The sequence below is a fragment of the Flavonifractor hominis genome (genome assembly GCF_040095835.1).
GTDB classification, from domain to species: domain Bacteria; phylum Bacillota; class Clostridia; order Oscillospirales; family Oscillospiraceae; genus Flavonifractor; species Flavonifractor hominis.
In genome coordinates this window covers 153439-172369 of sequence record NZ_JBBMFT010000005.1, presented here as the reverse complement: position 1 = coordinate 172369, position 18931 = coordinate 153439, and the positions used below count along the sequence as shown (strand labels likewise).

The following is an 18931-nucleotide window of genomic DNA, read 5'->3' as shown; positions in this document are numbered from 1 at the left end:
CGCTTCTGGTGTGCTATAATGATTCCCAGTTGGGTCCTATGAAATTCGGAACCGGGAGGTGAGGCGGTTGGCACCCAGTACCAAGCTGGCCCTGGCGGCTTCGCTCAAGCGGCTGCTGCAAAAGAAGTTTCTGGACGACATTACGGTCAAGGAGATCGTGGAGGACTGTCAGGTCAACCGTCAGACCTTCTACTACCACTTTCAGGACATATACGATCTGCTGCGCTGGCTTCTGGAGCATGAGACCGAGCAGGCCCTCCAGGGCACGGAGAGCTGGCAGCAGGCCCTGCTGGCCGCCTTCCACTATGCCCAGGAGAACCACGTGACGGTGTATCACGTGTTCCGCTCCAGCGGGCGGGACCACCTGGACTGCCAGTTTTTCAGCCTGACCCGTTCCCTGGTGTCCACCGCCTTTGCCCAGCGCACCCAGGACCTGAACCTGGATGCGGCGGATCTGGATTTTCTCATTGATTTTTACATGTACGCCCTGTCCGGCATCCTGATGAGCTGGCTCTCCTCCGACATGCGGGAGGACCCGGAACAGATCGTGGCGCGGGTGAGCCGCCTGCTGGACGGGGAGTTCCGCCGGGCGGCGGAGCGGTTTGCCGCCCCGGGGGATTAAAAGAAGATCAGGGAGAGCACCACGGTGATGACCCCGCAGATCCCGATGGCCAGTCCGCTCATGGCGCCCTCGGTCTCCCCCAGCTCCAGGGCCTTGGAGGTACCCACCGCGTGGGAGCAGGCGCCGATGGCCAGCCCGGCGGTCATGGGGTCTTTGACGCGGAACAGCCGGATGAGCAGCGGCGCGCTGATGCTGCCGAAGATACCGGTGAGGATGACGGCCACCACCGTGATGGGGACGATGCCGCCGTGCATCTGGGCGATGCTGGTGGCGATGGGGGTGGTCACCGACTTGGGCAGCAGGGAGGCCGTGACCGCCTCATCCAGCCCGAAGAGCCGGCAGAGCAGCCAGACGCTGCCCATGGACACGGCGGAGCCCACGGTGCACCCCACCAGGATGGGCAGCCAGTTGTGCTTGAGGATGCGCAGCTTGCCGTAGATGGCCACGGCCAGGCAGGCGGTGGCGGGGGAGAGAAACAGGTTTATAAGGCTGCCGCCCTGGTCATAATCCTCATAGGAGATGTGGAACAGCAGCAGCACCCCGATGACCAGCACGATGGCGATCAGCAGGGGGTTACAGGCCGTAAGGCCTGTTTTTTTCTGGATTTTGACGCCGATCCAGAAGGCGACGATACTCAGGGCGATCCCGAAGAAGGGGGAAGCGGTCAGTTCAGCCATGCTTTTTCCTCCTCTCCAGCATGCGCAGGGTGGCGCGGATGCTCAGGGCGGTGGCCCCGAAGGTAAGCACCATGGTGATCAGGCAGATGATCACCAGCTGCACCGCGCAGCTCTGGAGCACATCCACATAATTGAGGATGCTCACCCCTGCGGGCAAAAAGAAAAAGGCCATGTTGGCCAACAGGAAATCCGCTTTTTCCCGGATGTGCTCCAGCCGGACCACACCGCTGATGAGCAGCACCAGCAGCAGGATCATGCCGATGACGCTGGCGGGAAACGCGAAGGGAAGGATCGCCTCTATGATCTGGCTGACCCAGCACACGGCGAAAATGACGCCGATCTGACAGATGATCTTCAACTTTGGACTCGCCTCCTGTTTCTAACGAACGCAGGTAATTCTAGTCCAAAGCGTTTGGTTTGTCAACGGTCATACCCCACAGTTTCCCACCCCTGTTTTCCCCCTACCTTTTACGCCCGCGGCCCCGTGTCTGGCGGGGCCGCGGGCGTCGGGTCAGCGCTCTTTGCGCTGCAGCTGGAGCCGATCGGCGATCATGGCGATGAATTCGCTGTTGGTGGGCTTGCCCTTGGCGTTGCTCACGGTGTAGCCGAAGTATTTTTGCAGCGTCTCCAAATCGCCCCGGTCCCAGGCCACCTCGATGGCGTGGCGGATGGCCCGCTCCACCCGGGAGGCCGTGGTGCCGAAGCGCTTGGCCACCTCCGGATAGAGGATCTTGGTCACCGCGTTGATGACCTCCATGTCCTCCACCGCGATCAGGATGGCCTCCCGCAGATACTGGTAGCCCTTGATGTGGGCGGGCACGCCGATGTCGTGGATGATGGAGGTGACGGTGCTCTCCAGGTTTTCCTCCCGGATGCTCCGGCCCTTCTCCTCGCCCTCTCCGCCGGCCATCTGACGGATGCGCTCCATCAGCGCCGACATGCGGCAGGGCTTCATCATATAATAATCCGCACCCGCAGATGCGGCCAGTTCCGCCATATTGCCCCGGGCAAAGCCGGACATGATCAGCACTTTGGGCCGCTTTTCCAGCTCCGCCAGCTCGCCCAGCACTTCCAGCCCGTCCATCCGGGCCAGGACCAGATCCATCACCAGTACGTCCGGCTCCGTCTCCTGTACCAGGCGGGTCGTATCGGCCCCGTCGCCGGTCTCCCCCACCAATTCCAGGTCGCTCTCTTCCGCCAGGGCTCCCGCAAACAGACGGCGGAATTCCTCGCTGGCGTCGGCCATCATAACTCTCTTCCTGCTTTCCACTCTTGACACCCTTTCCCGCAGGTCGCCCTGCGCAGCGTTTGCCAGCCTGGCCAAGGCTGCTTACCGGTTGCCTATAATTTACCATAATCAGACAGCGAACGCAAGGGTTTTACTGGAAATTTATGGTTATTTCTCCTCGACACCGTTCGACTTTTCACCCGCTTTTTGGACAACCTTCCACCCTTTCCGGCCCTTTCCAGCACCCGTTCGGGCCCTTTTCTTTTTCCAGTGTATGGAAGCAGTTTCCAGTAACTGGCGAATCCTTTCCAGCCAGCCGCGGATCGGAACCGGTCCCACAGACAAAGCAGCCCACACCGAAACGGTGTGGGCTGCTTTGTTCTTAGGCGCCCTCCAGCATAGTTTCGATCAAAATGCCGTATCCTTGAGTTGGATCATTGACCAGCACGTGGGTCACGGCGCCCACCAGCCTGCCGTCCTGGAGGATGGGCGAGCCGCTCATGCCCTGGACGATGCCGCCGGTGGCCTCCAGCAGCTCCGGGTCGGTGACCTTGAGCATCAGGTTCCGGGTGTCATTCTCTCCCTCGGGGTAGATGCGCACGATTTCCACATCGTAGTCCTGCACCTGGTCCCCGGCGATGTTGGAGCGGATGGTGGCCGCGCCGGTGTGGACCTGGCTGCGGGTGGCCACAGGCACCGCCTCCAGCCCCTGGGTCAGCTCTTCCCCGGCCAGGGTGCCGAACACACCCCGGTCGGTGTTGGCGTAGAGCTCACCCAGGTCCCGGTCGATCTGGAACGCCCCCTGAAGCTGTCCGGGTGCCCCCTTTTCCCCTTTCTGGATGTTGGTCACTTCGGAATAGAGGATGGAGCCCGACTGCAGGGGCATGAGTCTGGACGTATCCACATCGTTGATGCCGTGGCCCAGCGCGCCGAAGACGCCCGAGTCGGGATCGCAGAAGGTCAGCGTACCGATGCCCGCCATGGAGTCCCGGATCCAGGCCCCCAGCTTGTACTGCCCGTCGCTGCTGCACTGGACGGCCTGAGCGGTAAGCTGTATGGTCTTGTCGTCCCGCAGGGCCCGGATGCTCATGCTCTGGCCGGCCACCTCCTGGAGCACGCTCTGCACTTCCTCAATGCTGTCCACTTCTTCCCGGTTGATGTGGGTGATGATGTCCCCCTCCTTCAGTCCGCAGTCCTGGGCGGGGGTATGGGCGCCGTCAGAGGCGTCCACCGCCGAAAAGCCCACCACCATCACGCCGTCGGAAAAAAGTTTGATCCCCACCGTCCGGCCCATGGGGATCACCGTCTCAGGGATCTCCGCGGCCCGGGCGGGGGCGGCCAATCCCCACGCGCTCAGCATGAACACCACCGCCGCCAGGAGCGCCGCTTGCCGGCGCCCCCCTTTTTGTTCCACCTTCATGCAACCACCTCTGTTTTTTTGATCTGGATCACAAAAACGACGCGCCGCCGCGCCTGATGTTAATATGACCAAAATCCGCGCCGCGGTCTCTGGGAATGAAACGCTGTTTTGCCTTGGAAGGGCTTTCCACTTCCCGCGCGGCGGTCGTTGCGGCCGTATGGGTGGCAAACTCTTTTTGCAATGCCGTTTTTTACTGTTTTTGGTCTGTTTGCATGCGCCGTACATATCTTCTTTATAAGAAGGAAAAGGGGGTATGCGCTATGTCGCGCCTGAACAAAAGCACGCTGCTGTTTTTTGCCGTCGCCACCCTGCTGGGCTCCTGCCTGCACTTTGTCCACGCCCTGTTCCCCAACCCGGTGACGGCCCTCTTCTCTCCCGTCAACGAGAGCCTCTGGGAGCACCTGAAGCTGCTGTACTGGCCGTGCCTGGTCTCCGCCCTGCTGCTCTGCCGCCGGGAGCCGGAGCGCTTTGCCTCCCGGGCCCTGGCGCTGGTGCTGCTCTGCGCGGCCATGCTGGTGGTGGGCTATGTCTATCACGTGGCCCTGGGCGGGGACTCGCTGTTTTTTGATGTGGCCCTCTATGTGTTGCTCATGGCCGCCTTTTTCGTGCTGCCCTGCATCTGGGCGCCCATCCAGGCGCCCGCGCTCCGATTCGTGGCTCTGCTGGCCCTGGTGCTGCTGGGGGCGGCCATCCTGTTCTGGTCCTTCCGGCCCCCTGTTGGGATCCTGTTTACCGATCTTTCCGCCTGAAATGCGCCGCAGCGGCCCGCCTCTTTCCAGAGACAGGCCGCTGCGTTTCTTTTTTCCACAATTGGTTGTCCGGTTGTGTACAACCTTGGGACCAAACCCGCCCTCAGTAAGGAGGGATTCGTATGGCAAATTATACCGAACATTATCATCTGCACCAGTGGGAGCCGGAGGACAGCTTCCTCCGCACCGATTTCAACGAGGACCTGGCCACGCTGGACGCCGCCCTCAAGCAGCTGGACACCGACCTGGGCGCCCTGGTGGTCTTCGGCTCCTACACTGGCGACGACACGGAAGAGCGGGACATCAACCTGGGCTTTGCCCCTGCGGCGGTGTATTCCTGTACCGACAGCGGCATCGCGGGTACGGTGGAATCCTATCACTACACCTATGGCGGCCTGGCCTTTTCCGGCCGGCCGGTGACCAGCAGCAAGGAAAGTGTGATCGCCCTCACCGCCTCTGGTTTTCACATCTCCACTCCCCACAGCGACGCCCGGGCCAACCGTTCCGGCCAGACCTATCACTACGCCGCCCTGCGCAAATAAAAAAGGACCGCCCCAAATGGGGCGGTCCTTTTTTACGTTTCGTTTGACTCGGTATTCGTTCCAGGAACGATTACACGATGTCGCACTCGCCGCTGGTCTCCACCAGGATGGTGGTCACGATGCCATCGGTGTCGGTCACGATGATGGCGTTAGCGTAGCCGTTGATGGAGTCGAAAGCGTTGATGCCGATCTCGTCGCCAGCCTTGTTGCCGTCAGCGTTGACGTAAACGATCTTCACATCGTCGTCCACAGCCTTGGTCACAGCGTCGCCGCTGCCGACATAAGCGCCGTCCTTCTTCTCCACGGAGGTGTAGTAGGTCAGCAGCTGCTCGGACTCATCGTAGCTCTTCACATAGATCTTGGTGCCGATGGCGCCGTTGCGGGTGAAGACGGTGTTGTCAGAGTAGGTGTCGTCGGAGGTGGGGTTGTACTTCACCAGGTCGCCCACGGACAGGGTGTCGTTGCTGCCGGTGGCCAGGATGTTGACAGTGCTCTCAGCACCAGTCCACACGCTGTACTGGTTGTAGTACTCGCCGTCGCCGATCTCAACAACGCCCTTGTTGGCGGTCACGATGCCGTACACAGCGCTGGAGGTGGCGCCGGAAGGCTCAGTAGCCAGGTCGATGAACGCGGCCACAACCTTGCCGTCCACGGTCACGGCGGTGTACTTCACGTCGTTGGTCTTGATGTCGCCCAGAGAACGGATGTTGTAGGCCTTGTAGGAAGAACCGGTCACATCCACGCCCTTGTCGCTGACCTCAGCGAACAGCACGCAGTCAGCAGCAGTGACGGTGCCCTCGAGGGTCTTGGCGGTCTTGTTGTAGAAGTTCACAGTGCTGGTCTTGGCGTCAGAGTAGGCAGCCTTCACGGTGACCTTAGCGCTGGAAGCCTCGCCGGTCCAGGTGACGATGTCACCCTCGGCAATGGTCTTGCTGGGGCTCTTGTCGCTGACGGTCAGAGTGGTCTTGGTGCCGTCGGCAGCCATGACAACGACCTTCAGGGGGCTCAGGGTGCTGTCGACAGAACCGTCGTTCTTGTCAACAACCAGGGAGTAGTTGCTGGCGGTCTCGCTGGTCTTCACAGCGGCGGCCACGAAGCCGTTCACCAGGTACAGGGTGTAGTCAGCGTTGATGTCGCTGGTGCCGAACTTGGTGGTACCGGTGTCGCCGGCCACGGAAGCGGGCATAGCAGCCTTGTTGTACACCTCATAGGTGGTGCCGTCCAGCACGACCTTGGAGGAGGTGTCAGCGTTGTTGGCGGTGTAGCCGGTGACCTTGCCGGAGACGGACTCAGCCTTGGTCACGACGTACTGGGTGTTGTCGCCGTCATACAGCTTGGAAACCACGACCACGTCGTTCTTGGCGATGTCAGCGTAGATGTCGTTGTCCTCGATCTCGATGGCGCCCACGCCGGAGATGGTGACCTTCTCGCTGTTCTTAGCAGTCACGGTGCCCAGGGTGTACTCGGTCAGGTAAGCCTTGGTGATCTTGCCGTCGGAGTTCAGGATGAACTTCACGCTGTTGCCGTTCTGGCCGGCCAGAGACTCGAAGGCAGCCTTGTAGGTCTTGAAGCTGGTGGCAGACTCGGAAGCGTCAGCGTCAACCACGATCTCCTCCTTGGCGCCGAAGTTGCGAACCACGGCGGTGGTGGCATCGTTGGTAGCGTCGATCACGCTGTAAGTAGTGCCGTCAACCTTGATCTTGCCAGCGGTGGTGTAGCTGGTGGAGATCTGGTCGGGAGTGGCGTTAACCACGCTCACACCGTCGGTCTTGTAGACGCCATAGATGGTGTCCTTGGAGTCGGGCTGGTTGGCCACGCCGCCGGTGCCGTCCTTGAAGATAACCTTGTACTCCTCGCCGATGTTGGAGATAGCGATCTCAGCGGGGAAGGAAGCGCTGTTGCTGCCCTCAGTCTCGGTGGTCAGCTTGCCAGTGACCTGGACATAGCCGTCCTTCAGGCTCAGGGAGTTGGCGTTGCCGTCGAAGGTACCCACGAACACCTTAGCGCCGAACTTCTGGCTCAGCAGGGTGGTGTTCTTGGACAGGGAGTAGGTGTAGGAAGTGGTGCCGTCGCTGTTCTTGGTGGGGGTCTTCTCCATGATGTAGGCGTTCAGAGCGTTGTAGATCATCTGAGCGGCGTCGTCACGGGACAGAGGAGCAGAAGCCTGCAGGCCCTCCAGACCGTCATACAGACCAGCGTCGTTGGCCTCACGGTTGGTGTTGATCTCCCAGTCAGCGCCGGTGAAACCAAACACGGTGCTGTCGTAGCCCAGGGCGACCAGCAGCATCTTAGCGGCCTGAGAGCCGGTGATGTTGCCAGTGGGGTTGAAGCGGCCCTGACCGTCGCCAGCGATGATGCCCATGCTGGAGCAGTACTCGATGTAGGTCTCAGCCCAGGTGCCCTTGATGTCGGAGTAGGTGGGGGTGGTCTTGGTGCCCAGGACAGGCTCAGCGCCACCGTTCAGGGCCAGAGTGATCATCTTGGCCATGGACGCACGGTCGACCAGCTGGTCGGGGCCGTAGGAGCCGTCGGGCAGGCCGTTGATGATGCCGAGGGTGCTGACCATCTCAACAGCCTCAGCGTTGGTGATGCTCTCTTTATCGGTGAAGTCCGCAGCGCTGGCGCCGACAGAAACCATGCCGACCAGCGTAGCGGAGGCCAGCACCAGGGAGAGAGCCTTCTTGAGGTTTCTCATTTGGAATGCCTCCTTCAAAGTTTTGAGGTTTAGAAAACACGTTTCTTCCCTTGCCTCTGGCATGATAATAAATCATCTTGCGGCAAAGGTCAACCCGTTAACGGCATTTGTAACAAAGCTGTAAAACAACCGCCGGGCTTTGCCAAAGCCTCCAACACCAACCGTTTCCCGGTATATATATAATGTATGCGCCCGGTTTTTGCCCCCGCCGCCGTCCGCCGGACGGCCCACCCCCTCCCCCGAAGACTCTGAAAAATTCTGTTGCGCGGGAATGAACTTTTTCGCCGCTTGAGCGTCTTATAATAACAGCAGTGGAAAATTTAAGGTTTTATTAAGAAGTTGTCACTGCTTTGTAATGTCAACCGCTACAGGCTGTGTTACAATGACAGAGAAGACCAATCAAGGGAGGAAGAAACATGACGCAGCAACAGACACCGGCGGCGGAAGTACCCGCTCAGACCAGGACCACCCCCCCTGCCGCTCCCACCGGGCCCAAGAAAAAGCGCAAGGGACGTTGGAAGACCGTTCTTACATTTGTAATTGTGGTGGTCGTTTTGGCCGCCGTGGCCGGTCTTTTGTGGTATTTTGTATTCCGCAACGATACCTCCACCGGTGAGGTGATGACCGACTTTGTCTCCGTAGGCTCCATCCAGTCCATGGTGGAGGGCAGCGGCACCACAAAGGCCAAGGACTCTGCCACCATCACCCCCGGCTCCGGCACCATTCTGGAGCTGTACGTCAAGGAGGGCGACCAGGTCACCGCCGGCCAGCAGCTCTACCGCATGGACGACACCGCCGCCCGGGACGCGGTGACCGAGGCTCAGAAGAGCGTGGACAACTGCCAGAAAGAGCTGCAGGCCGTCTACGACAAGATCAACGAGCTGTCCATCAAGGCTCCTCACGCCGGCAACCTGCGTGAGGTGGCCGACCTCAAGGTGGGCGACACGGTGAACGAGGGCGACACCATCGCCACCATCGTCAACGACACCAAGCTCAAGCTCTCGCTCTACTACAGCTACGCCTATGAAAACGACATCCAGGTGGGCCAGACCGCCCAGATCTCCATCCCCGCCATCATGACCCCCCTCACCGGCACGGTGGAGGAGATCAACAAGGTCCGCTTTGTCTCCCAGGAGGGTGCGGTCCACTTTGAGGTGGTCTTTGTGCTGGACAATCCCGGCACCCTCACCGAGGGGATGGACGCCTCGGCCACGCTGACCGCCGCCGACGGCACCCCCATCTATCCCTATCAGAACGGCAAGCTGAGCTATTACGAGACCACCGTCCTGACGGCCAAGGCCTCCGGCCCGGTGGAGAGCGTGAATCTGCTCAACTATGCCGACGTCAAGCAGGGCCAGCTGCTGGTCAAGCTGGGCGAAAAGGACACCGGCGAGGAGATCGCCACCAAGGAGAACGCCCTGCAGGCGGCCCAGGAAAAGCTGAAGACGGCCAATGAAGAGCTGGGCAAATTCAACGCCGTGGCTCCCATCGACGGCACCGTCCTCTCCTGCAGCCTGGTGGCCGGCGAGGAGGTCTCCAGCGGCCAGGGCATCACCATTGCCGACACCTCGGTCATGACCATCGAGATTCAGGTGGACGAGCGCAACGTGCAGTACATCAAGCCCGGCATGATGGTCAACATCGACCAGTACGGCACCCCCTACATGGGCATTGTGGAGAGCGTCTCTCTCACCGCCACCGGTGAGAACGGCGTGGCCACCTTCCCCGCCGTGGTGAAGGTGGACAATCCCGACGGCAGCCTCATGAGCGGCATGTACGTCAGCTACTCCTTTGTGGCCAGCCAGTCGGACAACTGCCTTACCGTTCCGGTCCAGGCGGTCAAGTACGTCAGCTTCGCCAACGTGCAGCTGCCCGATACCCTGGACGCCGATCCCGCCGCCGGCATGCCGGAGGACGGCATGATGGAGGACGGCATGATGGAAGATGGCATGATGGAAGACGGTATGGTGGAAGATGACATGGCGGGCAGCGCGGTGGCCGTGCCTGAGTCCTACACCGGCGGCGCCCACCTCTCTCCCCTGATGTCGGTGTCGGTGGCCGTGCCCATGCCGGACACCGGCATGGATATGGGCGGCAGCGCCGGTATGGAAGGCGAATCCACCGGCGCCATCGTGTGGGTCCGCTCGGAGGAGCCTCCCGTCAACGCCATTCTGGAGCCCGATCCCAGCTGGGAACAGCCTGAGGGCTTCTGGGCCGTCCCGGTCACCGTGGGTCTGGCCGATACCTCCCGGGTGGAGATCACCCGCGGCCTGTCCGAGGGGCAGGAGGTCTTTGTGGGCTACCAGAACCCGGACCAGATGTATTATTAAGAGGACCGCGCCATGCTCATTGATGTAAAAAACCTCTTCAAGATCTACCACGAAGGGGAGGAAAGCGAAGTGCGGGCCCTGGATGGGGTCTCTCTGGAGGTAGACCGGGGGGAGTTCGTGGCCATCATCGGCCAGTCCGGCTCGGGCAAGTCCACGCTGATGAACATTCTGGGCTGCCTGGATATCCCCACTTACGGGGACTATCACCTGGACGGGGTGGATGTGACCGAACTCAGCGACCGGCAGCTGGCCCATATCCGCAACAAGCAGATCGGCTTCATTTTCCAGGGCTTCAACCTGATCCCGGCCCTCAACGCCTGGGAGAATGTAGAGCTGCCGCTCATTTATCAGGGCATTTCCGCCTCCAAGCGGGCCGACCGGGTGGAGGCGGCCCTGGAGCGTGTGGGGCTGGCCGACCGGGCCGGGCACAAGCCCACCGAGATGTCCGGCGGCCAGCAGCAGCGGGTGGCCATCGCCCGGGCCATTGCCACCCAGCCGCCCATCATCATGGCCGACGAGCCCACCGGCGCGCTGGACTCCCGCACGGGCAAGCACGTGCTGGAGATCCTCCACGGCCTGCATGAGGAGGGCTCCACCATTATTCTCATCACCCATGACAACGGCATTGCCGCCACCGCCGAGCGCATCGTGCGCATCTCCGACGGGCATATCCTCTATGACGGCGACAGAGAGGGGGCCTTCCAGTGAATCTGACCCAAGCCTTCAAGATCGCGGTAAAATCCATCGCCGCGAAAAAGGGCCGCTCGGCGCTGACCATGCTGGGCGTCATCATCGGTCTGGCGGCCGTTATCATCCTGGTGTCCTACGCCGAGGGCCAGAACCGCCAGATGCGGGAGTACTATGAGAGTCTGGGCAGCAACGTAGTCAACATTGACGCCTGGAGCAACAAGGATCTGACCAAGGAGCTGACCGACTACTGTCTGGAGGATCTGAACCAGTACATTCTGGGCGTGACGCCCAACCTGCAGGTCTGGAACCAGACGGTGCTCAAATACGGTGCCAAGACCCTGGACAGCTACCAGACCAGCTGGGAGGAGAGCCCCCAGCTCACTATGGGCAACGAGGCCTACTCCCTGTGCAACAACTACACCATTGCCAAGGGGCGGGACATCTCCTTCCTGGACGTGGAGCAGTACAGCCAGGTGTGCGTGCTGGGCTCCAAGATGGCCGAGCTGCTCTTCAACTACGTGGACCCGGTGGGTAAGGAGATCACCATCAACGGCGTTCCCTTCACGGTGATCGGCGTCTTTGCGGAAAAGGACCCCAACAACATGTCCGGCATGGACAAGATCGTTCTGGTCCCCTACACCATGAACCGGGTGCTCACCAAGAGCACCGAGATCACCTCCTTCGTGGCCAAGGCCAAGGACTCGGCCTCCACCACCAAGGCGGTGACCCTGCTGCAGGGCTTTTTGGACAACCTGCTGGGCACCGGCTCGGCCAACGTCTACACCCCCGACCGCTGGCAGGACCAGGCGGAGGAGCAGGACAAGATGCAGCAGCGCTTCCTGGGCGGCATCGCCGCCATCTCCCTGGCCGTGGGCGGCATCGGCATCATGAACATCATGCTGGTCACCGTCACCGAGCGCACCCGTGAGATCGGCATCCGCAAGGCCATCGGCGCCGAGCGCAAGAGCATCATCGCCCAGTTCCTGATCGAGGCCTGCATGATCTGTGGCATCGGCGGTCTGTTCGGCATCGCCGCGGGCTATGTAGGGACGCTCATCGTGGGCAAGCTGTCCTTCCAGATCATCCTGTGGCCCAGTCCAGGGGTCGCGGTGGGCGCCTTCTTCATTTCCGTGGCCCTGGGCGTGATCTTTGGTCTGTACCCTGCCATCAAGGCCTCCGGTCTTCAGCCGGTGGAAGCCCTGCGGGCGGATTAAAAGGAGAGAGAATATGAGACTGAACCGACTGATTTCCTCACTGCTGGCCGCGGCCCTTCTGGCCGGGCTGCTGTTCTGCGCCCCCGCGTCGGCGGCGGGGAGCGCCGCCTTCACCGACATCACCGACCCCGCCGTGGCCGAGGCCGCCGAGATGCTCCGCCTGCTGGGCGTGGTGAACGGCACCGGCGGCACCGCCTTCAACCCCGGCGGCACCCTCACCCGGGCTGAGTTCTGCAAGATGACGGTGGAGATTATGGGCCGGGGCGACGAGGAGCCCGGCCAGCGCAACCGCACCATCTTTACCGACGTGGGCCCCACTCACTGGGCCCGGGGCTATGTGAACCTGGCCGCCTCCATCACCATCGGCGGCTCCACCGGGGAGGACGGCGCCAGCTCGGGCGGCACCCGGCTCATCATGGGCGTGGGTGACGGCACCTTCCGTCCCGACCAGGTCATCACCTATGGCGAGGCCGCGGCCATCCTCCTGCGGGTGCTGGGCTACAGCAACGCCGATGTGGCCACCGGCGGCAACTGGTATGACGGGTATGTGACGGTGGCCGCCTCCGCCGGCCTGTCCGACGGGCTGAGCCTGTCCGGCGGCTCCACCATCACCCGGGGCCAGGCCGCGCTGCTGTTTTACAACCTGCTCTTTGCCAAGCCCAAGGGCAGCACCGAGCTCTATATGACCACCCTGGGCTGCAAGGAGGCCGACGGCGGCATCCTGCTGGACGTGGACGCCACCGCCCCCGACGGCACCGCCGGCGCCGTCAAGACCACCACCGGCACGTATAAGACCGACCGGGCCGGCGGTCTGGATGAGGCGCTGGAGGGGATGCAGGGCGACCTCATTCTGAATGAGGACGGCATGCTCCTGGCCTTCCAGCCCAAGGAGAACGTCACCAGCCGGTCCGTCAGCGTGTCCGAGTGGGCCTACAACAAGGTCCGCCTCACCGGCGGCGAGGAGCTGGAGGTGGACCCCAAGGCCGTCACCTATCTGGACGGGGAGAAGAAGGTCTATGAGGAGCTGTGGCAGGACCTGAAGCCCGGCACCCCCGCCACCTTCTATTACACCGCCGACGGCAAGATCGACTATCTCTTCCTGCGCACCACCGCCACCGCCGCCTCGGCCATGGTGGCCCGCACCGCCCCCAGCGGCGGGGTCAATCCCTTTGCCGTCCTGGCCGGCGGGGATACCGGCTATCAGCTGTATAAAAACGGCGTGCCCGCCACCGTCTCCGACATCCGGCAGTTTGACGTGGCCACCTACGACAGCGCCTCCAAGGTCATGAACGTGTCCGACCTGCGCCTGACGGGCATGTATGAGAACGTCTATCCCAACACCGACACTCCCGCCCGCATCAAGGTCATGGGTGTGGAGCTGAACGTCCTGTCCAGCGCTGCCCAGGACCTGAGCCACTTCTCCATCGGGGACGTGATCACCGTACTGCTCACCCGGGACGGCCAGGTAGCCGGCGTGGTGGACCCCTCCACCGCCCGCTCCACCGCCGTGGGCTGCGTGGAGAAGATCGACGAGAGCGGCAACGCCACGGTGAAGCTGCTCAACGACGTGCTGCCCGCCCTGGAGGGCAAGACCTCCTACCGCGGGGAGACCGCCACCAAGCTCACCGGCGAGCTGGTCACCGTCTCCTCCTATGAGGTGGGTCAGCTCTCCCTCACCCGCCTGAACAGCAGCGGCGCCGCCGGCGGCGCGCTGGACGTGGCCGGGCGCACCCTGGGCGGCACCGCTCTGGCGGAGAACGTGGTGGTCTACGAGCGGGTAGGCAACGGCCCGCTGGCCGCGGTGGACTATGAGCAGATCACCTGCGCCAGCGTCCCCGCCTCCAAGATCCTCTATGCCTCCAAGGACTACGCCGGGCGGTACAACGTGCTGGTGCTCAACGACGTGACCGGCGACCAGTACTACTACGGCTTCCTCACCACCGACACCGAGCCGGCCGACTCCATCAGCACTCCCCTCTATAACCCGGTGGTCAACCTGAACACCTCCGCCAAGGACGCCACCACCAAGTTCATGGGCACCCTGAACATCCGCCAGAACACCCCCGGCGGCGTGGCGCCCTCTCTGGAGACGGTGAACGGCTCCCCCAAGCTGGCGGGCTACATGTCCCTCAATAAGCTGGAGGGCGTGCGCCGCAGCGAGTTTGACATGCAGAACAAGGTACTCACCAGCAGCGGCATGGTTCTGCCCATCTCCGAGCAGGTGGTGTGCTACAACGCCTCCACCAAGCTCTGGTTCACCGGCGACACCGCCATGGACGCCCTGAACCAGGCCCGGGCCTACTCGGACAACATGACGGTCTATTACGACCGCACACCTTCGGAAGGCGGCAAGGTCCGCCTTGTGGTGGTGGAGTGATCCAAAACCAAAAAGGGACGCCCCGCAAAAGGCACGCACCCATAAGGAAGTAATTTGATTGTCGCAGGGCGGCATGGCTGAAAAGTCATGCCGTCCTGCCTTTTCTTTGCCGTTCCACAGTCTCATTGTCGCCCGGTAGGTTAACTTCTCCGATGAAATTCCAGACCAGTTCGATCTTCTGCCTGCGGTGGCCGCTGGACTTGTCCGGCGCATGGACGATGATCTTCTTTACAAACTCATTGACGATGGTGGGCGTCAATTCCCGGATGCCCACATATTTTCGCACAATGGCTGCAAAGCTGGCAAAATCGGCTTGATCCTGTTCAAAGGTTTCTACTGCGTCCCGCCATGCCTTGACCTGCTCCGTCAGTTCTTTTTGTTCTGCCTCATAGTCAGCGGAGAGTTTCAAGAACCGTTCATGGCTGATTGCCCCGCTGATGTCGTCCTCGTAGATGTGCTTGAAAATGCGGTCAAGTTCGGCAATGCGCTTTTCCGCTTGGGCGATTTCACGCTTGCGCTTCTTGGCGTCTTTTTCGGCTTCTTGGAACCGTTGCTTTCTCGCCGCTTCCTCAAAGGCCATAGCATCATCAAAGAACAGAGCCGTCACATCGAAAATCCGCTGCAACACAAACAGTTTCAGCGTTTCTTCCCGGATAAAGTGCATGGTACAATCACCCGTATTACTCTTATACCGGGAACACCGATAGCAGTCTTGCTGCGGTGTCATGTTTTTACCTGTGGCGAAATGCAGCTTGCTTCCACAGTCGGCGCAGTACAGCAGGCCAGAAAACAACCCTTGCCGTTCGGCTTGCTTGGCCGGGCGGCGTTTGTTCTCCCGCAACTCCTGTACCCGTGCAAAGACTTGTTCTTCGATAATGGCGGGCTGGGTATTGGGGAAAATCCGCTGATTCTCCGGGGCATTATGCAGCCGCTTTTTCAGCTTGTGGGACTTGGAATAGGTCTTGAAGTTCACCGTGCAGCCGGTGTATTCAGGACGCTCCAATATCCCCGCGACAGACTTCGGACTCCATTGATACGGTTTCTCCGGCAGCGGTTTTCCGTCCCGGTGGGCGTAGTGGGCCTTAACCGTCAGGACGTGTTGGGCGGTCAACAGTTTGGCAATCTGCATGGGGCCTTTCCCCGCAATGCACAGGTTGAAAATCCGTTTGACGATCTCGGCGGCTTCCTCGTCCACGATCCACTTCTTTTTGTCCGCCGGGTCTTTCATGTACCCATAGGGCGGATTGGAGCAGAGGTGTTCCCCGGCGTTTCCTTTTGCCCGCATAACGGCCCGGATTTTCTTGCTGGTATCGCGGGCGTAGAAGTCATTGAACAGATTACGGAAAGGGGTAAAATCATTGTCCCCTTTGTCGCTGTCCACGCCGTCATTGATGGCGATATACCGAATATCGCGCTCGGCAAAGAAACTCTCGGTATAGTAGCCCACTTTCAGATAGTCCCGACCCATGCGGGACATATCCTTGACGATGACGGTTCTGACCTTTCCTGCTTCAGCCAGCCGGATCATCTCATTCCAGCCCGGACGGTCAAACGTCACCCCGGAAACGCCGTCGTCGATGAAAAATGTGGGATTAGGGAAACCGTTGTCGGTTGCGTACTTCAAAAGGATTTTCTTTTGATTGGCTATGCTGTTACTCTCGCCGTCCAGCGCGTCCTCTTGGGATAGGCGGGCGTATAAAGCGGTAATGTTGTCGGGATAGTTGGTGTTTGCTGTCATGGTTCATTCCTCCTGTAATGAACGCCCGACAAACAGGTTGCTGCCCTTATTATACTGCGGTTTGTCCTCTTTGTCAGCAGATGCAGCAATGGCTTCCGAGCGGATGAGCCGCACCATTTTGTCATAGAGCGGTTCTGTACCACCGCAGGAAGTATGTACTTCATAGACCGTCCCGCCTAGCTTATAACAGACGGTTTCTTGCAGAGGATTTCCCCGTTTTGGGAGATAATCGCTCTCTTTGGTGCTTTGTTTCCTTTCCATTCCGTTCCCGTCCTTTCCGGGGAAGCCACAACAGAGCAAGCATAGGAAGTGTGGCCACACTTCCGCAAAATCTCCGTTTCCGGCCTGCTGCCGGAGCGGAGATTTTTGCTTGTTGGGAGCTTCCCAAACCCTTGTTTTTTGCTTCGCCAATATTACGCTTGAAAGGACGGAAACTGCCCGCTAAAGAGGTGGAAAAAGTATTTTCAAATCAAAGCAGCCAGTAGCCTGCAAGTTTGCTCCGCAGGTTACTGGCTGTTTTAGCTATTTTGATTTGATTAAGCAAGATTCAAAGAATTGATCCATGTCTGGATTGCTTCTGCCAATACATACTGCTGACGCAATACGGCCATACCTGTTGCCGGAATACTAGGTTCGTATTCCTTTTCTTTTATGTTTTCTTCTAGGTAGGCTTTCAAAGTATTGATATTCTCCTGAATCTCTGCAACGCATGCACGCTGTTTTCCATCCGGTAAAGAATCCAGATTCACAATAACAGCATTGAAGTCCAAGAAAATATTAATTGGCTTTGAAGAGATTTCAAACATGAGCCGTTCAAATTCGGATTCTCCAGCCTCGGTCAGAGAGTAAACTGCCTTTTCCGGCATCTTGCCTTCTTTGACGACTTCGCCCCGGATTAGGCCTTTTTCCTCTAACTGAATTGTCTTTTTATAGATAGATGGGGTGCTGATTTTTACCCATTTAGAGATGTTCCTGTATTCCACCAATTTCTGTATATCATAGGCGCTCATTGGCTCTTTTTTTAACATTCCAAGAACGATTAAATCAATGGTAGCCATGTGGATCACTCCCTTCCACTCCAGTGCGTATTTTGAATGGCAACACTATAAATTATAGTATTGGATTTTATAGTCTTTGTCAAGAGTGGGCGAGACTCCCTTGACAACTACTATAATTTATAGTAGTATAATCGTTACAGTATACTATAATTTATACTACTGTAATTTATTCTTTTAGGAGGAAGTGTCCACAATGAGTAAACGCAACAACAAACTTGAGCTTTTGGGCAGTGCACCCATCCCCAAAGCTCTGATGGCCCTCGGCATACCGATTATGATTGGGATGTTGATTAATGCACTCTATAATCTGGTAGACGCCTATTTTGTGGGCGGTCTGGGCGAAAGTCAAATGGGTGCTATTTCCGTCGTGTTTCCCCTGGGACAAGTCGTGGTTGGTTTGGGCCTTATGTTCGGTAACGGAGCCGCATCCTATCTGTCAAGACTACTGGGGCGCGGAGATAAAGATACCGCCAATAGGGTGGCAAGCACCGCACTATACAGCAGTATTCTGATTGGCGCCATTATCATTCTGTTTTCTACGGTTTTCCTCAAACCAATTTTGGCGATGTTGGGCGCAACAGAAACGATTATGCCGTATGCCCTGACATACGCAAGAATTTATGTGCTGTCCTGTATTTTCAACGTGTTTAATGTAACAATGAACAACATTGTAAGCAGCGAGGGCGCCGCAAAGACGACCATGTGTGCCTTGCTGCTGGGAGCCGTATTGAACATCGGATTGGATCCTCTTTTCATTTACGCTTTGGACATGGGTGTAGCGGGTGCAGCAATTGCCACAGCAATTTCGCAAATGGTGTCCACACTCGTTTATCTAACCTATGTTCTTCGCAAAAAAAGCGCATTTTCCTTCAGTGTAAAAGTGTTTTCTCCTACGGGACAAATGATGGCGGAAATTTTGAAAATTGGAATTCCCACTTTAGTATTCCAACTGCTGACAAGCCTTTCGATTGCGCTGATTAACCGTGCATCCGGCGATTATGGCGATTCGGTCATTGCAGGCATGGGGGCAGTCACGCGAATTACTTCTATGGGAACGCTTGTTGTTTTTGGATTTTTAAAAGGGTTTCAGCCTATTGCCGGATTCAGCTATGGGGCAAAGAAGTTTGATCGCCTGCACAAAGCAATCAAAATCTCAATCATTTGGTCTACCAGTTTCTGCTTAGTCGTGGGTTTGGTGATGGCCGTTTTCTCCACGCAGATTATCTCTCAATTTACAGAGGGAGATACTCAAATGATTTTGGCCGGTCAAAAATCCCTGTTTGCGAACGGCCTTACATTCATTCTCTTCGGTTTCTACACGGTATATTCCTCTCTGTTTCTTGCTCTGGGCAAGGGGGCGGCAGGCTTCTTTTTAGGAGCGTGCAGACAAGGTATCTGCTTTGTCCCTGTCATTTTGTTGCTGCCTATGGTATGGGGCATGAACGGAATTTTGTATGCCCAACCCATCGCAGATGTAATTTCCGTAGTAATCACTATTTTTATGGCGTTGCACCTTCATCAGGAACTGTCCAGGGCTGAAAAACAGGCTATGTCCAATTCGGAAATGTAAGTTACGCCCCTTGACTTTTGC

Annotated in this window: 16 protein-coding genes; 8 read left to right on the top strand and 8 right to left on the bottom strand. The window is 58.8% G+C overall.

Features of this window, described 5'->3' with window-relative positions; translation table 11 throughout:
- The first annotated feature begins 58 nt into the window (after positions 1–58).
- A complete protein-coding gene (locus tag WMO45_RS09955; RefSeq protein ID WP_349140564.1) occupies positions 59–622 on the top strand; it encodes a TetR/AcrR family transcriptional regulator in 564 nt (187 codons plus the stop codon).
- On the opposite strand, the gene WMO45_RS09950 is transcribed toward WMO45_RS09955, so the two are convergent.
- From WMO45_RS09950 to spoIVB, 4 genes are all read right to left on the bottom strand, one after another.
- On the bottom strand, positions 619–1299 hold the full coding sequence (locus tag WMO45_RS09950; protein ID WP_349140562.1) for an LrgB family protein: 681 nt from the start codon (positions 1297–1299) through the stop codon (positions 619–621). The genes WMO45_RS09955 and WMO45_RS09950 overlap by 4 nt on opposite strands.
- Entirely contained in the window at positions 1292–1657 is a 366-nt protein-coding gene (locus WMO45_RS09945; protein ID WP_349140561.1) for a CidA/LrgA family protein, read from the bottom strand. Before WMO45_RS09945 ends, WMO45_RS09950 begins: the two co-directional genes overlap by 8 nt.
- 153 nt (positions 1658–1810) lie before the next feature.
- Complete coding sequence (spo0A, locus tag WMO45_RS09940; protein ID WP_435387686.1) at positions 1811–2548, bottom strand: sporulation transcription factor Spo0A; 738 nt, start codon at positions 2546–2548, stop codon at positions 1811–1813.
- A 361-nt stretch (positions 2549–2909) separates the two neighbouring features.
- Positions 2910–3947: a SpoIVB peptidase gene (spoIVB, locus tag WMO45_RS09935; RefSeq protein ID WP_349140560.1), complete on the bottom strand. Its 1038-nt coding sequence runs from the start codon at positions 3945–3947 to the stop codon at positions 2910–2912.
- Positions 3948–4207: 260 nt separating this feature from the next.
- Here spoIVB and WMO45_RS09930 point away from each other — a divergent pair, with 260 nt between their 5' ends.
- Complete coding sequence (locus tag WMO45_RS09930) at positions 4208–4696, top strand: DUF6512 family protein (RefSeq protein ID WP_349140558.1); 489 nt, start codon at positions 4208–4210, stop codon at positions 4694–4696.
- Positions 4697–4818: 122 nt separating this feature from the next.
- On the top strand, positions 4819–5238 hold the full coding sequence (locus tag WMO45_RS09925; protein ID WP_349140557.1) for a hypothetical protein: 420 nt from the start codon (positions 4819–4821) through the stop codon (positions 5236–5238).
- Positions 5239–5308: 70 nt separating this feature from the next.
- Here WMO45_RS09925 and WMO45_RS09920 read toward each other — a convergent pair whose 3' ends face one another.
- Entirely contained in the window at positions 5309–7933 is a 2625-nt protein-coding gene (locus WMO45_RS09920; protein WP_349140555.1) for an S-layer homology domain-containing protein, read from the bottom strand.
- 416 nt (positions 7934–8349) lie between these two features.
- On the opposite strand from WMO45_RS09920, the gene WMO45_RS09915 reads away from it, so the two are divergent.
- From WMO45_RS09915 to WMO45_RS09900, 4 genes are read left to right on the top strand one after another with little or no spacing between them, the layout of a single operon-like run.
- Positions 8350–10263: an HlyD family efflux transporter periplasmic adaptor subunit gene (locus tag WMO45_RS09915; protein WP_349140554.1), complete on the top strand. Its 1914-nt coding sequence runs from the start codon at positions 8350–8352 to the stop codon at positions 10261–10263.
- Between the two features lie 12 nt (positions 10264–10275).
- Entirely contained in the window at positions 10276–10971 is a 696-nt protein-coding gene (locus tag WMO45_RS09910) for an ABC transporter ATP-binding protein (protein ID WP_349140553.1), read from the top strand.
- The gene (locus WMO45_RS09905; protein WP_349140552.1) at positions 10968–12167 is read left to right on the top strand and encodes an ABC transporter permease; all 1200 of its coding nucleotides are present in this window, start codon (positions 10968–10970) and stop codon (positions 12165–12167) included. Before WMO45_RS09910 ends, WMO45_RS09905 begins: the two co-directional genes overlap by 4 nt.
- Positions 12168–12180: 13 nt before the next feature.
- Positions 12181–14544 carry an S-layer homology domain-containing protein gene (locus WMO45_RS09900; protein WP_349140550.1) on the top strand — a complete coding sequence of 788 codons (2364 nt, stop codon included), beginning with the start codon at positions 12181–12183 and terminating at the stop codon, positions 14542–14544.
- Between the two features lie 85 nt (positions 14545–14629).
- Here the strand turns inward: WMO45_RS09900 and WMO45_RS09895 are convergent, their stop codons facing one another.
- The 3 genes from WMO45_RS09895 to WMO45_RS09885 all read right to left on the bottom strand — a co-directional run bounded on the left by WMO45_RS09895 (position 14630) and on the right by WMO45_RS09885 (position 17340).
- The gene (locus WMO45_RS09895) at positions 14630–16282 is read right to left on the bottom strand and encodes a recombinase family protein (RefSeq protein WP_349140549.1); all 1653 of its coding nucleotides are present in this window, start codon (positions 16280–16282) and stop codon (positions 14630–14632) included.
- 3 nt (positions 16283–16285) lie between these two features.
- The gene (locus WMO45_RS09890) at positions 16286–16543 is read right to left on the bottom strand and encodes a hypothetical protein (protein WP_349140548.1); all 258 of its coding nucleotides are present in this window, start codon (positions 16541–16543) and stop codon (positions 16286–16288) included.
- Between the two features lie 275 nt (positions 16544–16818).
- Positions 16819–17340, bottom strand: coding sequence for a PadR family transcriptional regulator (locus WMO45_RS09885; protein WP_349140546.1), 522 nt, complete (start codon positions 17338–17340; stop codon positions 16819–16821).
- A gap of 193 nt (positions 17341–17533) precedes the next feature.
- Here WMO45_RS09885 and WMO45_RS09880 point away from each other — a divergent pair, with 193 nt between their 5' ends.
- Complete coding sequence (locus tag WMO45_RS09880) at positions 17534–18910, top strand: MATE family efflux transporter (RefSeq protein ID WP_349140545.1); 1377 nt, start codon at positions 17534–17536, stop codon at positions 18908–18910.
- The last annotated feature ends 21 nt before the right edge of the window (positions 18911–18931 follow it).